Source organism: Dickeya chrysanthemi NCPPB 402 (genome assembly GCF_000406105.1).
GTDB classification, from domain to species: Bacteria; Pseudomonadota; Gammaproteobacteria; order Enterobacterales; family Enterobacteriaceae; genus Dickeya; species Dickeya chrysanthemi.
On the sequence record NZ_CM001974.1, the window covers coordinates 3,361,092 to 3,374,627 of the forward strand.

The following is a 13,536-nucleotide window of genomic DNA, read 5'->3' on the forward strand; positions in this document are numbered from 1 at the left end:
GGGTGAGCAATGCGTAAGGATTGGGTTTGGATTGGTGCGTTCAGCCTGGCTCTGGCCGGTTGTGCTGTCACGGAACAGCCGCCGTCTTCCTCACCGCAGGCTTCGACATACAATGGCCCGGTAGAAGAAATCGGCGGTGTAGAACCGCGCTATGAACCGTACAACCCTGCCAACATGCAAGATTACAGCATGAACGGCAAGTCATACCGTATCGCCAAAAACCCGGAAAACTTCAGCGAAAGCGGGTTTGCCGCCTGGCATGATCGCAAGTCGGTTGGCAACCGCACCGCAACCGGCGAAGAGTTCGACGCCAATGCGATGGCCGCCGCCCACCCTACCCTGCCGATCCCGAGCTATGTGCGAGTCACCAACCTCAGCAACGGCCGACGAGTCGTCGTACGTATCAATGATCGTGGCCCCTATACGCCGGGAAGGATTATTGATCTGACCAAAGGCGCGGCCGACCGCCTCAATCTTTCCAACAATACCAAGGTGAAGGTGGACTTCATCAATGTAGCGCCGGACGGCACGCTATCCGGCCCGGGGACTATCGGCACACGCGTCGCCAAACAGAGTTTTGCCTTGCCGTCACGCCCTACTCTGGGCTCCAGCGGCATGGGGACGCCGATAATGGAAAGCGCGCCGCCGAGTGCCGCAGCAGTGCGGCCCATCAGTAATGCCACGCTGGCGCCGGCTATGGGCAATAGTACCAGTATGACTGGCGGCAATATGTCGGCCGGTACTGCCGGAACAACCACCGGCGGTGGGTTCCTTGGTGCCCCTAAACCGCTGCCCAGCGGCGTGCTGGAAGGTTCTGAACCAACGGCTTCCGCCATCGCTCCCACCCACTCGGCACCGGTTGCCGTGGCACCTGTGACTGCGCCATCACGCGCCGCGGCTCAATCGGCTATGCCCGCCGGTTCCGGCAACATCGTGGTGCAGGTCGGTGCGCTGAGCGATCAGCAACGGGCGCAAACCTGGCTGAAGAGTCTGAGCGATCGTTTCCGCGTGCCGGGCAAAGTCACCCTAAATAACGGCTTGTATCGTATTCAGTTAGGCCCGTTCCAAAACCGTCAGCAGGCCATCGACCTGCAACAGCGCCTGTCCAGCGAAGCGCAACAGCCATCATTCGTCACCACCGTATCCGGTATGTAGTCACGTATTGATGCCAGAAAGAGGGGGAAATCCCCTCTTTTCTTACCCACACTAGCGATAACGAAATCCCCTCTGGCGATCGGCAAAATCGCGTAACGTATTGTCTGGTGCCGCCCCGATTTTCATCTGCTATAGTGTGGCTCGTTTTTTTAACTTATACCCACGGATGTTGTTGTTCCAATCATGAAAACAGTAATCACGTCTTGTTTTACCAAACGTATTGCGCTCGGCACGTTGCTCGCCATCAGTGCATCCACTTTCGCCTACGCAGACGACATTAATCTGAAAACCATGATTCCTGCCGTCCCGGATATTGATGCCGAAGCGTACATCCTGATTGATTACAACTCGGGTAAGGTACTGGCGGAAAAGAACGCCGACACTCGTCGCAACCCAGCCAGCCTGACCAAGATGATGACCAGCTATGTCATCGGCCAGGCGATTAAAGCCGGAAAAATCACCCCGAACGATGTTGTGACCATCGGCAAAGATGCCTGGGCTACCGGCAACCCCGATTTTCAGGGCTCCTCGCTGATGTTCCTCAAACCAGGCGATCGCGTGCCGGTTTATTTGCTGAACAAAGGGATTATTCTGCAGTCCGGCAACGATGCCTGTGTGGCGATGGCAGACTACGTGGCAGGCAGTCAGGATGCGTTCGTCAACCTGATGAACGGCTACGTCAAGGCTCTGGGATTACAGAATACCAACTTCAAAACCGTTCACGGCCTGGATGCTGAAGGGCAGTTCAGTTCAGCCCGCGATATGGCGCTGATCGGTCAGGCGTTGATCCGTGACGTGCCGGATGAATACGCGACCTATAAAGAAAAAGAATTTACCTTCAACAATATCCGCCAAATGAACCGCAACGGCCTGTTGTGGGATAGCAGCCTGGCGGTGGACGGTATCAAAACCGGCCATACTGCATCCGCCGGCTATAACCTGGTAGCCTCTGCGACCGAAGGCCAGATGCGCCTGATCTCCGCTGTTATGGGCGGACGCACGTTCAAAGGGCGCGAAGCGGAAAGTAAGAAACTGCTGACCTGGGGTTTCCGCTTCTTTGAAACCGTGGCTCCGCTGAAAACCGGTAAAGAGTTCGCATCCGAGCCGGTATGGTTTGGCGATATCGACCGGGTATCGTTGGGTGTCGATAAAGATGCTTACATCACCATCCCACGTGGACGAATGAAAGATCTGAAGGCTAGCTATGTGCTCACCAATACAGAGTTGCATGCGCCGCTGGCTAAAAATCAGGTGGTGGGCACCATCAACTTCCAGTTGGATGGCAAAGTCGTTGAACAACGCCCGCTGGTGGTGATGAACGAAGTCAAAGAAGGCGGTATTTTCGGGCGTCTGTTCGATTACATCAAACTGATGTTCCACCGCTGGTTTAGTTAATCCCCCTTGAATCCTGAGCAACTGCCCTTATGTTGCTTGTTTAAGGATCGATCGGCCGTATTTCAGCCATACTTAAACACTCCCGCTTCGGCGGGAGTGATGATTTTTGCACTAATGAATAACTCTGGAGTCGCCATGAAAACCAAACTCAACGAATTGCTTGAATTTCCATGCTCATTTACCTACAAGGTCATGGGGCTGGCAAAACCGGAGCTGGTGGATCTGGTCGTGGAAGTTGTTCAACGCCATGCTCCCGGCGACTACAATCCGCAAGTGAAACCCAGCACCAAAGGTAATTACCATTCGGTATCGATTACCATCACGGCAACCCACATTGAACAGGTTGAAACGCTGTACGAAGAACTGGGCAACATCGATATCGTACGCGTCGTGCTGTAATAGGTATGACTCTGAACTTGTCTCCTTCATCCGGAGACAAGCGAGGAAAGCGCTATTCGCTCCAGTCTCCCCTCGTTATAATTGTGGTCATTCCTTCTTCACCCGATGATGACTATCTTGCAACAGGATACGATCATAGTGCGTAACACGGCCATAGTACGTAACACGATCATCGTTCGCCAACTGGGCGTACAGCCTTATGAACCGGTGTCGCAGGCCATGCACACCTTTACCGAACAACGCGATGACAGCAGTCTTGACGAGTTATGGCTGGTGCAGCATGAACCTGTGTTTACTCAGGGTCAGGCAGGCAAAGCCGAACATGTCCTGATGCCCGGTGATATTCCGGTCATTCAGAGTGATCGCGGGGGACAGGTCACTTATCACGGCCCAGGCCAGCAAGTGATGTATGTGCTGGTCGATATCAAACGCCGTAAAGTGGGGGTACGCCAGTTAGTGACGGCGATCGAGAATACCGTCATCAACACGCTGGCGCATTATGCGGTTGATGCCCACGCTCGTCCCGATGCTCCCGGCGTCTATGTCGGCGAGAGCAAAATCTGCTCGCTGGGCCTGCGTATCCGCCATGGCTGCTCGTTTCACGGCCTGGCGCTGAATGTTGCCATGGATCTGTCTCCGTTCCTGCGAATCAACCCTTGCGGTTATGCAGGCATGGCGATGACACAGCTGAGTGAATTCGCCCCTGATGCAACCGTCACGACTACCGCACCGATCATGGTAAAAGCATTCATGGAACTGCTGGATTACCCGCAACATGAATGGCTGGAGTGGAACTGGCGGCAACAAGGAGAGCCGCGTCCGTTGAGCGCTGTGCATCACGTCGCCCAGGAAACCTAAATTACATTCTATTTACAATATTTCTGCGTTTTGTTGTTCTATGGCTGCTCGTCAGCTACAAAGATGATATAATTTTGTGAGTTTTTTAAAAAAAATTTTAATAACTCACGTAATCCTATGAATTTTAGATAGATTCATAACAGCGATTCAGAACTGGAAATTACGCAATTATGAGTAAACCGATTCAGATCGAACGTGGCGTCAAATACCGCGATGCAGACAAAATGGCCCTGATCCCGGTGCGCACCGTTGCTACCGAGCGTCAGGAAATGCTCCGCAAACCAGAATGGATGAAGATAAAATTACCTGCGGACTCCAGCCGGATTCAGGGCATCAAGGACGCCATGCGCCGTAATGGTCTGCACTCGGTTTGCGAAGAAGCATCCTGCCCTAATCTGGCGGAGTGTTTTAACCACGGTACCGCTACGTTCATGATCCTTGGCGCCATCTGTACTCGCCGTTGTCCGTTCTGCGATGTCGCCCATGGCCGCCCGCTGACGCCAGATGCCAATGAACCGGAAAAACTGGCTCAGACTATCCATGATATGGGGCTGCGCTATGTCGTTATTACCTCTGTTGACCGCGACGACTTGCGCGATGGCGGTGCTCAGCACTTTGCCGACTGTATCAGTGCGATACGCCGCAAAAGCCCAACGATCAGAATCGAAACACTGGTGCCGGATTTTCGTGGCCGTATGGACCGGGCGCTGGATATCTTAACCACCACCCCGCCGGACGTGTTCAACCATAATCTGGAAAACGTGCCGCGTCTTTATCGCCAGGTTCGCCCTGGCGCCGATTATGAATGGTCATTGAAGTTATTGGAGAAATTCAAATCAGTTCACCCGAACATACCGACTAAATCTGGTTTGATGGTGGGACTGGGCGAAACCAATGACGAAATACTGGATGTGATGCGCGATCTGCGTCGCCACGGCGTCACCATGTTGACCCTGGGGCAATATTTGCAGCCAAGCCGTCACCACTTGCCGGTTCAGCGTTATGTCCCGCCGGAAGAGTTCGAAGAAATGAAGGCAGAAGCATTGGCAATGGGCTTTACCCATGCGGCCTGCGGTCCGTTCGTTCGCTCTTCCTACCATGCAGACCTGCAAGCCAAAGGAATTGAAGTGAAATAACAGGTTATTATCTGCAACACTTCCTTACAAAAAACAGGTAACACAAAAAGCGGATGGGTCACCCCCTCCGCTTTTTAGTTTTAGTACCGCCAGCCGTTACGCTTATTCTTTCGGACGCGTCTCGCTGATAGCAGCAGGATGTTCATCCTGGGCAGAAGATTTCGCCGCTGGCTGATCGTCATTCATCGCTTTCTTGAAGCCTTTGATCGCCGCGCCCAGATCGCCACCCAGACTACGCAGTTTATTGGTGCCGAACAGCAGTACAATTAAGGCGCCAATGACTAAAAGTTTGGCAATACTGATACCTTCCATACATAACCTACCTGATGATGTGAGCTGGAAAAGCCAGCGTACTTTACTATCGATCTTTTTAAATCGATATATTGAAGTAAGGCAATGCTCATCTGTAACAAAGTAAGACGCCTTCGCCAGACGCTGTTTTACCCGAGAGTGATAACCTTGTCATCATCGTAATACAGGCGGCTTAAAGCGATTGTGATGTAGCACAGGTAACTGGCGACGAACGGTTTGAATTCGCTCCAGCTTAAGTTCCGCCAGCAGCAACTCAGGCTGTTCAGCGGCCTGGGCGATAACCACGCCCATCGGGTCCACCACCATACTATTACCGATATTTCTGTCGCTGCACTCTCCTGTTGCGACCAAATAACAGGTGTTCTCCAGAGCACGGGTTCGTGCCAGTAATTCCCAGTGCGCCTCTTTCTGTGGGCCTTTCACCCAGGCAGCCGGCACGACCAGTACATCAGCGCCATTCATCGCAAGCTGTCTCGCCATCTCGGCAAAACGGATGTCATAACACACCATCAGCCCGATACGCATACCGGCAATCTCCACCAGCGGCGGCAACGCTGTGCCCGGGGTTACGCGACGGGATTCCTGTACGGCAAAAGCATCGTATAGGTGCAGCTTGTGGTAGTGCGCCAGTACTTCTCCCCGCCGGATAACCAACAACGTATTATGTACCCGGCCATCTGCTGCCGGCGTGTGCAAGGTAAACACTACGCTCAGCTCCAGCGACTGGCTGGCCGTCAGTAACTGGCTGACAAAAGGACCGGTAATCGGCTGGGCACAGCCAACGCCCCACTCTGGATCCGCATTATCACGCGCCAGCACGGCTTCCGGCAGCACCAGCAAGTCAGCGCCGGCAGATGCGGCCTGACCCATTAATGCTATGCAAATCTGAGCATTGCCCTGCCATAGCCGCTGCACAGCAAACTGACCAAGCGCCACTTTCATATCAGGCTCCTTCATAGCACGCGGATACATTTGGTAAAACTACCATGGCTATAAAAAATATCGGCATGTGGGTAAACTTTATCAGACAGTAACGGAGATGACATCCCTCCATAACCGCCCTTTCGGCTGATGATGTCTGCAAGTACCTCTATCGGCATCATGCATGCCTTTTCGAGAGTAGCCTAACTTACCCCTGAATGAAAAGGTGACTATGTACAGTACGTTACTTGCTGTTTTTCTTGGCGGCGGGATTGGCAGCGTTGCACGCTGGCAACTGAGTGTTCGTTTCAATAGCCTGTTCCCTCAGATCCCGGCGGGGACACTGCTGGCAAACCTGCTCGGCGCTTTTATTATTGGCGCGGGCATGAGCTACTTCATGCGCCAGCCCGACTTGCCGACACACTGGAAGCTATTGATCACAACCGGCTTTTGCGGCGGCCTGACGACATTTTCAACGTTTTCTTACGAAATGGTCGCCTTATTGCAAAGTGGCGAATGGGCCGCAGCGTTATTTAATCTACTGCTTAATTTACTGGGTTCGCTGCTGATGACAGCGCTGGCATTTGCGCTGGTGGGGTGGCTAAGCACCCACTAGAAGAGAAGCTGCCGATACAAAATAAAAACCCGCCATTAGGCGGGTTTTTCAGGAAATCGGTATAATTAAATAGCGATAACGTTAGCAGCAGAAGGTCCTTTAGCGCCGCTGGTGATTTCAAACTCTACGCGCTGACCTTCAGCCAGGGTTTTGAAACCGTTGCTCTGGATAGCAGAAAAGTGAACGAATACGTCCTTGCTGCCATCTTCCGGAGTAATGAAACCGAATCCTTTGGACTCATTAAACCACTTAACGCTACCTTTAATCTTAGACATCAAACTTACCTTTACATGAATGAACGACACAAAATCTGTGTCAAATACAGTACAGCAAGTAGCGGCGCATTTGTCCAGCCGAACATCACCAAAAAGTGATAAAACATGATAAAAAAGCGAACTGGCTCCATTCACTTCACAGATTTCCCCGTCGCAACGGCAGCATTTGGCATCTTATGCGTGGGTGGCTGATCTCTTTTTATTAGCACATCTTATTAGCACATCGGTTATCCCAGACTCCGGGTCGATACACTGATATACCGACAGCCCGAACCGGGGATCCCATTTACTGCTCTACCGTCACGCACCTCATTTGTCTTTGCCAATGTATGTCTTTGCCAGCTTATCCTCGCTCGACGTGGCGCACCGACACGGGTAACGACAAATGCAAATAATAGCCTCTTTTATTTACTCAGGTTTCCTCATTTATCTCATAGCCCTTCGGCCGTGTTCTAAAAAACATGAGTAAAAAATAGAGATCTTCATCACAAAAATGAAAAGAGAAAAATGGCGTAAAAGGAGGGAATTTATGGATAGCATAACCACCTTAAGCGAAAATTAATTTTTATAAATCAGATGATTAAAATTCTATCTGCGGCATAAAAAAAGCAGCAATCCGTAGATTGCTGCTTTGGTGATACTCAATAAGGGACCTGGTAACTAATGACAGTAAATAAAATTGTACTAGTCTAAATACAGCAGCAATCACTTACGCAGCATTGCTTCGATGAAGCTTTTCCAGTTGTTGAGTTCGATTTCGATCATGATGGTAGCTCCTTAGGGCTTTGTGGTCTTACGGGGTTATTATACGCTTCCTTTTTGACCAAGATAAAGACTTTGGGGCGCAGAAATGTGCTCTCCTTCGCGTTTCCGCAATATTTACATCAAACCCAACCCTATGATTTCTTAAGATAATTTTAATATTCTGCCGTCTTTCGTCGTTATACGGTATGCTTTTTTTCCTTATAACATGAAAAATAACGGGTTTTAAACATATGGCTATCACCCTGTACGGTATTAAGAATTGCGACACCATAAAAAAGGCCCGTCGCTGGCTGGAAGACCATCACATCGACTATCGCTTTCATGATTACCGTGTAGACGGATTAACCGCCGAACGCCTGCAATCTTTTATCGATAACATCGGCTGGCAACCTTTACTCAATACCCGAGGCACCACCTGGCGTAAGCTGGAAGACGCGCATCGTAACACCATCAACAGCGAAGCAGCGGCAAAAGCTGTTATGCTGGAACACCCCGCGTTGATTAAACGCCCGTTGCTGGTCAGCGATGATGGAAAAACCCTGCTCGCTTTCAGCGACGATAGCTATAGGCACTTTTTTACGGAGAACACCTCACATGTCTTGCCCGGTAATTGAACTGGCTCAGCAACTTATTAAATGCCCGTCTCTCAGCCCGGATGACGCCGGCTGTCAGGCGCTGATGATCGAACGTCTGCAAGCCATCGGTTTTGTCATCGAAACGATGGATTTCGGCGATACCCAGAATTTCTGGGCCTGGCGCGGTCAGGGCAAAACACTGGCGTTTGCCGGGCATACCGATGTCGTCCCTGCGGGCAACGCGAGCCAGTGGCAAACGCCGCCGTTCGAACCGACTATCCGTGACGGCGTGTTGTACGGCCGTGGCGCGGCCGATATGAAAGGCTCGCTGGCGGCAATGGTCGTGGCGGCAGAACGTTTCGTCGCGGCGCATCCCAATCACCAGGGGCGCCTGGCATTTCTCATCACCTCTGACGAAGAAGCCAGTGCCGTCAACGGTACCGTCAAGGTTGTAGAAGCACTGATGGCGCGTCAGGAAAGGCTGGACTATTGCCTGGTCGGCGAGCCTTCCAGTACCGAACGGGTCGGCGATGTGGTGAAAAACGGCCGACGCGGCTCTATTACCGCTAATTTGCGGATTCATGGCGTGCAGGGCCATGTGGCTTATCCACATCTGGCGGATAACCCTGTACACCGGGTAATCCCCGCCTTACATGAACTGGTGGATACCGTCTGGGATCAGGGCAACGAATTCTTTCCCCCAACCAGTATGCAAATAGCCAATATCAATGCCGGCACCGGCAGTAATAACGTGATCCCCGGCGAACTTAGCGTTCAGTTCAATTTCCGTTTTAGTACTGAACTGACTGATGAGCTGATTAAACAGCAAGTCAAGACGTTGCTTGATCGTCACCAGTTAAATTACACGCTGGAATGGCAGTTGTCTGGTCACCCGTTCCTGACCGGTCGCGGCGAGCTGGTGGATGCCGTAGTCAACGCCGTTGAACACTACAGTGAAATCACGCCGCAGCTCCTGACGACCGGCGGCACCTCAGACGGACGCTTCATTGCCCGCATGGGCGCACAGGTCGTCGAATTGGGGCCTGTCAACGCCACTATCCATAAAGTAGACGAGTGCGTGAGTGCTGCCGACCTGCAACTGCTTAGCCGTATGTACCAACGTATTATGGAGCAATTGATCGCATGATCTCCCCCGCCTGCCTGACCGGCAAAAGCGATAGCCATCTGGTTACGCTAAGCGGCGCTCACCGCCTGCAACCGGAAGCGGTCGCTGCGTTTACCGCCATGCAGCAGGCAGCGCGGCAAGAGGGTTTCAATCTGCAGCCCGCCAGTACGTTTCGGGATTTTGATCGTCAGCGCAATATCTGGAACGGCAAATTTACCGGTCTTCGTCCATTGTTGGATCAACACAGCCGGCCGATAGATGCTCTCTCGCTGGCCGAGGGCGCACGGTGTGAGGCAATTTTACGCTGGTCTGCATTGCCGGGCGGCAGTCGCCATCACTGGGGCTGCGATCTGGATATTTACGACCCGGATCAACTGCCTGTCGGCCGTAAACTGCAGTTGGAACCCTGGGAATACCAACCCGGCGGCTATTTCGCCGATCTTAGCGACTGGCTGACCGAACACATGGCCGACTTTGGCTTTTACCGGCCGTTTACCCATGATACCGGTGGCGTAGCTATTGAACCCTGGCACCTCAGCTATGCGCCGCTGGCTCGCGTTGCCATGTCAGAGCTCACGCCTGAGTGCATTTTACAAGCATGGCTTGGCGAAGATATTGCTGGCCGGGCCTGGCTGGAGCCCAACCTGCCGGCACTATTCCAGCGTTTTATACTGTCTGCAGATGCACAAGACATCCGTTGATACCGACTATCTGAAATAATGAGGAATGACCATGGGATGGCTGGCTGATTACTGGTGGGTAATACTACTGGTGCTACTGGGGATGCTGGTCAACGGCGTCAAAGAACTACGCCGTCTTGATCATAAACGCTTTCTGCATAATAAGCCGCCGTTGCCGCCGCATCGCGATAATAATGCGCAATGGGACGAGGAAGACGACTGGCCGCAGAAAAAACCCTGACCCGGTATGGTTAAAAACATAAGGCCGGGCACGTTATAGTGACCCGGCCTGCTTGTTTATGGCGATGGTTTGGTTTAGCACGGTCAGCGCGCTATCAGGCAGTTAACGGACAGTCAGTTAACGGACAGTCCGTTAACGAAATGCCACCAGTTCACCGCGTGCGCCCATCACGGCCTCATCCCAGAAGCGTTTCGGGATGTAATAATGTAGCCGATCCAACGCATGTTCCATCATACGATCGTCAATGGCATGCCCCAGTTGCGGTATCAGGTCTAATGTGAAATCTGATCCTTGGGCGCGCAGACTCTGCGCCGCCTGACGAGCGTGATCCACCGTAATTACCGGATCCTCCTCGCCATGAATCAGATGAACCACAACATCATACAGCGGTTGCTCCGGCAAAGCGGCAAAACGACCACTAAACGCCACAGCCCGCCCGGCCAGGTTTTGCTCCGCTTTCAATGCCTCAAGGATCATGATCGCCCCTTGAGAGAAACCGACCAGCGCGGTATGGGAATAATCGATTCCCGTGGTTTCCTGCCAGTATCGTACAGTATCGATAAAACGTGGCATGATGGCATGAACGCGACGGGGCCGATTGTCTTCGGTGACCCCCTGAACCGAAAACCACTGACGCCCCTCGCCCAATCCGATCGCTTCCGGACCGCCAACACTAATAACCTGCGCCATGGGAAATGCATTAGCAAAATAGCGGCCAATCTTCCCCATCGAAACCGGATTATCGCCTACGCCATGAAATAGTAAAAACAACTGCTTAGGTGAACGTGGTTGTTGCACCACAAAATAGTCATGCTTCATATCGCCTCTCCTGCGGTTGCCTCTATTGGGGGAACCGACTGGTCAAACATGTTCAGTTGTCACTATACGCCCCTCGGTAGCGGGTCAATATTGAGGTTTATTGAACAGGTCATTCCATTATCCTGTATCAGGATCAGTGTATATGAAGGTGGAAAATGGGTAGGTCAAATCACAGTCAGAGTTACAAAATTGTGATCGCTACCACTTGAAATAAATTTTGGAAAGAAAACCACTTATTTCGCTATACGATAATGTCATGCCAGTGTTGCCACAACGCGTCATCCAACTGCCGCAGCGCCTGAGCCGTTTCCGTACGCCAGCGCTGAAGCAGCGTTTTTTTGCCCGTCAATTGAAGCTGGTGGACGCACTCCGCCACGCTTCGTCTTTGCTCCAGCCACAACCTCAATGCAGGTAATGGCATTAGCGAGCGAATTATCAGGCGCGACAGCGCGCCCTGGCAGGCTTCCGGCGGACGGTAGGCGATAGCGAATCCTACCAGATTGCGCCAGTCATCAGCCGTGAGCGTCTGCTGCTCCACCAGCGGCAAATCCAGCGTCAACGGAATATCACGCCGCAACCAGTACCAGTCGCGCAGCAGTTCACGGTGTGCTGAAACGGTCAGTGCGCGGCCTTCCTCACTAAGGGGGAATAACGCCATCGCACTGTAGCAGCCACTACTGGCTTCGATGTGGCTGCCGATACGCACCAACTGAAACCCACAACGCTGCCAGAACCGCCACAGATCCGGTTGAAAGCCGAAGCTCACCGACAGAAAATCCAGCTGTTGCCGGCGTGCGTGTTGTTGTTGATCCCGCACCAGCGCCAGCCCAATCCCCTCACCTCGATGCGCCGCCAACACCGCAATGCGGCTGATACGACGCGATCGCAATACCGGCGCCTGCCATTGATTGCCGTGTGCCGCCAATGACTGCGCCACCAAGCTCCCCCTTGGTCGACGTCGCCCAGCCCAGACATCCTGCGCCAGCGACGCGGGTAGACCGCCTTCATCCACCAGCCAGATAACGCCGCCAATCTTTGCCCCGACACCAGCGCTGGCGACATGTATGCCGGGAGCATCCATCAAACGGCGTAAATCCAGCGGCGAGGTTCGGTAATGAGCACTGCAAAGCAATCCATAACAGCCTTCAAGGCGCGCAGGAAGGCCGGGCCAGTCGTCTCGTCGCTCCGGTTGTATCGTCAGTGAACCATGAAGTTGCTCCGGCACCTGTTTTTCGGCGTCAAATAACATCAGCCGATCAACGATGTTCTCCAGCGGATCTTGTTGCGCCCAGCGCAGCGGCTCCGTTAGCTCAATGGCATGCCAGTCAGGCAGAGCCGCACAAAACTTTAGCAGAAAGCCACGCCCGGTCCCTTCATATCCTTGTACCGTGGTCGTCATCACTACCCGACGGAAAAACGGCAACAATGCCTGCAATATCGGCGCAGGAATCGATGCGGCTTCATCTATTAGCAACCAGTCCACTGGCGGTTTACCGTATTGCCGGCAAAATGCCAGCAGCGCATCCGGTGCCCAGAATGTTGCAGAATCACCGGCTTGTCGCAGCAGAATCTCGCCGGCGGCACGCGACGGCGCACAGACCCAGCAACCGCCCTGACATTGGCTCGCCAGCATACCGGCCAGCGTTGATTTGCCGCGCCCACGCGGCGCGGTAATCACCGATACGGCATGGGTAGTATGAATTAATTGCTTTACAACGGTGTATTGACAGGCGGTGGGGTTACCGTCGGCGGGCAACCAATCGGCACGCCCATTCGGACGTGTGATAACCGGTTCGTTATCCTGCCGGCGCCACAGTACAACGCGACTATCCGCCAGCAGTTGGCGCTGTACATGTCGGATAAAACGGGGCGTAGCGATCGGCTCCGGCTGTTCACTCCAGCGCAGGCTGTCATTATCAGGATAATTCGGCCAGCTCTCCCAGTCAGGCGCCAACAGGAGTAGCCAACTGCCGGCCCTGAGCGCGCCGGCCAACATAGCCAACGCTTCTGCATCCAGCCCCTCGTGAGCATCGAATACCGCATGCAGGAATTCCCGCCCCAGCACACTACGCACACGCGAAGAGGGTAGCGCGTTAATATTTTCAGGTGCAGATGTGCTGACCCACAGCCAGTCCCCCGGCAGCAAACCGCTCAGCCGCAAAGCCTGAGCGCGGCACCAGTCAGGCTGACCGCTAAGCACCAGCAGACGACGAATACCATAACGCTGCTGATATTGCTGGCTGACAACGAACGACGAGTCCAC

16 protein-coding genes and 1 riboswitch are annotated in these 13,536 nt (G+C 53.1%); of the genes, 10 read left to right on the forward strand and 6 right to left on the reverse strand.

Translation table 11 applies throughout. From position 1 onward, the window contains the following. Window positions 1-9: 9 nt before the first annotated feature. From rlpA to lipA, 5 genes are all read left to right on the forward strand, one after another. A complete protein-coding gene (gene rlpA, locus DCH402_RS14745; RefSeq protein WP_040001956.1) occupies window positions 10-1,155 on the forward strand; it encodes an endolytic peptidoglycan transglycosylase RlpA in 1,146 nt (381 codons plus the stop codon). 183 nt (window positions 1,156-1,338) lie between these two features. Beyond that, complete coding sequence (dacA, locus tag DCH402_RS14750; protein ID WP_040001957.1) at window positions 1,339-2,550, forward strand: D-alanyl-D-alanine carboxypeptidase DacA; 1,212 nt, start codon at window positions 1,339-1,341, stop codon at window positions 2,548-2,550. A 135-nt stretch (window positions 2,551-2,685) separates the two neighbouring features. Continuing rightward, complete coding sequence (ybeD, locus tag DCH402_RS14755) at window positions 2,686-2,949, forward strand: DUF493 family protein YbeD (RefSeq protein ID WP_012770643.1); 264 nt, start codon at window positions 2,686-2,688, stop codon at window positions 2,947-2,949. Between the two features lie 105 nt (window positions 2,950-3,054). Next, window positions 3,055-3,807, forward strand: coding sequence for a lipoyl(octanoyl) transferase LipB (gene lipB, locus DCH402_RS14760; protein WP_081642170.1), 753 nt, complete (start codon window positions 3,055-3,057; stop codon window positions 3,805-3,807). 170 nt (window positions 3,808-3,977) lie between these two features. After that, on the forward strand, window positions 3,978-4,943 hold the full coding sequence (gene lipA / locus DCH402_RS14765; RefSeq protein WP_040001958.1) for a lipoyl synthase: 966 nt from the start codon (window positions 3,978-3,980) through the stop codon (window positions 4,941-4,943). Window positions 4,944-5,045: 102 nt separating this feature from the next. Here lipA and tatE read toward each other — a convergent pair whose 3' ends face one another. Beyond that, complete coding sequence (gene tatE, locus DCH402_RS14770) at window positions 5,046-5,255, reverse strand: twin-arginine translocase subunit TatE (RefSeq protein ID WP_012770646.1); 210 nt, start codon at window positions 5,253-5,255, stop codon at window positions 5,046-5,048. A gap of 153 nt (window positions 5,256-5,408) precedes the next feature. Further along, complete coding sequence (locus DCH402_RS14775) at window positions 5,409-6,197, reverse strand: deaminated glutathione amidase (protein WP_040001959.1); 789 nt, start codon at window positions 6,195-6,197, stop codon at window positions 5,409-5,411. An 84-nt stretch (window positions 6,198-6,281) separates the two neighbouring features. Then, window positions 6,282-6,343, forward strand: a riboswitch (Fluoride riboswitch). Between the two features lie 65 nt (window positions 6,344-6,408). Between DCH402_RS14775 and crcB the strand changes: the two genes are divergently transcribed. Next, on the forward strand, window positions 6,409-6,792 hold the full coding sequence (gene crcB / locus DCH402_RS14780) for a fluoride efflux transporter CrcB (protein WP_040001960.1): 384 nt from the start codon (window positions 6,409-6,411) through the stop codon (window positions 6,790-6,792). Between the two features lie 65 nt (window positions 6,793-6,857). On the opposite strand, the gene cspE is transcribed toward crcB, so the two are convergent. Next, a complete protein-coding gene (gene cspE, locus DCH402_RS14785; protein WP_009113827.1) occupies window positions 6,858-7,067 on the reverse strand; it encodes a transcription antiterminator/RNA stability regulator CspE in 210 nt (69 codons plus the stop codon). A 705-nt stretch (window positions 7,068-7,772) separates the two neighbouring features. Continuing rightward, window positions 7,773-7,832: a protein YpfM gene (ypfM, locus tag DCH402_RS23405; RefSeq protein WP_101377563.1), complete on the reverse strand. Its 60-nt coding sequence runs from the start codon at window positions 7,830-7,832 to the stop codon at window positions 7,773-7,775. Window positions 7,833-8,062: 230 nt separating this feature from the next. Here ypfM and DCH402_RS14790 point away from each other — a divergent pair, with 230 nt between their 5' ends. Genes DCH402_RS14790 through DCH402_RS14805 form a run of 4 tightly spaced genes read left to right on the forward strand, consistent with a single transcriptional unit; the run spans window position 8,063 to window position 10,454 of the window. Further along, a complete protein-coding gene (locus DCH402_RS14790) occupies window positions 8,063-8,446 on the forward strand; it encodes an ArsC family reductase (protein WP_040001961.1) in 384 nt (127 codons plus the stop codon). Continuing rightward, a complete protein-coding gene (dapE, locus tag DCH402_RS14795) occupies window positions 8,427-9,554 on the forward strand; it encodes a succinyl-diaminopimelate desuccinylase (RefSeq protein ID WP_040001962.1) in 1,128 nt (375 codons plus the stop codon). The genes DCH402_RS14790 and dapE overlap by 20 nt, the downstream gene beginning before the upstream one ends. Further along, window positions 9,551-10,234: a M15 family metallopeptidase gene (locus tag DCH402_RS14800; protein ID WP_040001963.1), complete on the forward strand. Its 684-nt coding sequence runs from the start codon at window positions 9,551-9,553 to the stop codon at window positions 10,232-10,234. The genes dapE and DCH402_RS14800 overlap by 4 nt, the downstream gene beginning before the upstream one ends. A gap of 31 nt (window positions 10,235-10,265) precedes the next feature. Then, a complete protein-coding gene (locus DCH402_RS14805; protein ID WP_040001964.1) occupies window positions 10,266-10,454 on the forward strand; it encodes a YpfN family protein in 189 nt (62 codons plus the stop codon). A gap of 132 nt (window positions 10,455-10,586) precedes the next feature. Here DCH402_RS14805 and ypfH read toward each other — a convergent pair whose 3' ends face one another. Together ypfH and DCH402_RS14815 are read right to left on the reverse strand one after the other, a co-directional pair. Further along, a complete protein-coding gene (gene ypfH, locus DCH402_RS14810) occupies window positions 10,587-11,273 on the reverse strand; it encodes an esterase (protein WP_040001965.1) in 687 nt (228 codons plus the stop codon). A gap of 241 nt (window positions 11,274-11,514) precedes the next feature. After that, on the reverse strand, window positions 11,515-13,536 hold the full coding sequence (locus DCH402_RS14815; protein ID WP_040001966.1) for a tRNA(Met) cytidine acetyltransferase TmcA: 2,022 nt from the start codon (window positions 13,534-13,536) through the stop codon (window positions 11,515-11,517).

Bases quoted from the DNA above. Each gene is read 5' to 3' on its own strand.
- rlpA (WP_040001956.1), top strand. From the start codon at position 10: ATGCGTAAGGATTGGGTTTGGATTGGTGCGTTCAGCCTGGCTCTGGCC.
- dacA (WP_040001957.1), top strand. From the start codon at position 1,339: ATGAAAACAGTAATCACGTCTTGTTTTACCAAACGTATTGCGCTCGGC.
- ybeD (WP_012770643.1), top strand. From the start codon at position 2,686: ATGAAAACCAAACTCAACGAATTGCTTGAATTTCCATGCTCATTTACC.
- lipB (WP_081642170.1), top strand. From the start codon at position 3,055: ATGATGACTATCTTGCAACAGGATACGATCATAGTGCGTAACACGGCC.
- lipA (WP_040001958.1), top strand. From the start codon at position 3,978: ATGAGTAAACCGATTCAGATCGAACGTGGCGTCAAATACCGCGATGCA.
- tatE (WP_012770646.1), bottom strand. From the start codon at position 5,255: ATGGAAGGTATCAGTATTGCCAAACTTTTAGTCATTGGCGCCTTAATT.
- DCH402_RS14775 (WP_040001959.1), bottom strand. From the start codon at position 6,197: ATGAAAGTGGCGCTTGGTCAGTTTGCTGTGCAGCGGCTATGGCAGGGC.
- crcB (WP_040001960.1), top strand. From the start codon at position 6,409: ATGTACAGTACGTTACTTGCTGTTTTTCTTGGCGGCGGGATTGGCAGC.
- cspE (WP_009113827.1), bottom strand. From the start codon at position 7,067: ATGTCTAAGATTAAAGGTAGCGTTAAGTGGTTTAATGAGTCCAAAGGA.
- DCH402_RS14790 (WP_040001961.1), top strand. From the start codon at position 8,063: ATGGCTATCACCCTGTACGGTATTAAGAATTGCGACACCATAAAAAAG.
- dapE (WP_040001962.1), top strand. From the start codon at position 8,427: ATGTCTTGCCCGGTAATTGAACTGGCTCAGCAACTTATTAAATGCCCG.
- DCH402_RS14800 (WP_040001963.1), top strand. From the start codon at position 9,551: ATGATCTCCCCCGCCTGCCTGACCGGCAAAAGCGATAGCCATCTGGTT.
- DCH402_RS14805 (WP_040001964.1), top strand. From the start codon at position 10,266: ATGGGATGGCTGGCTGATTACTGGTGGGTAATACTACTGGTGCTACTG.
- ypfH (WP_040001965.1), bottom strand. From the start codon at position 11,273: ATGAAGCATGACTATTTTGTGGTGCAACAACCACGTTCACCTAAGCAG.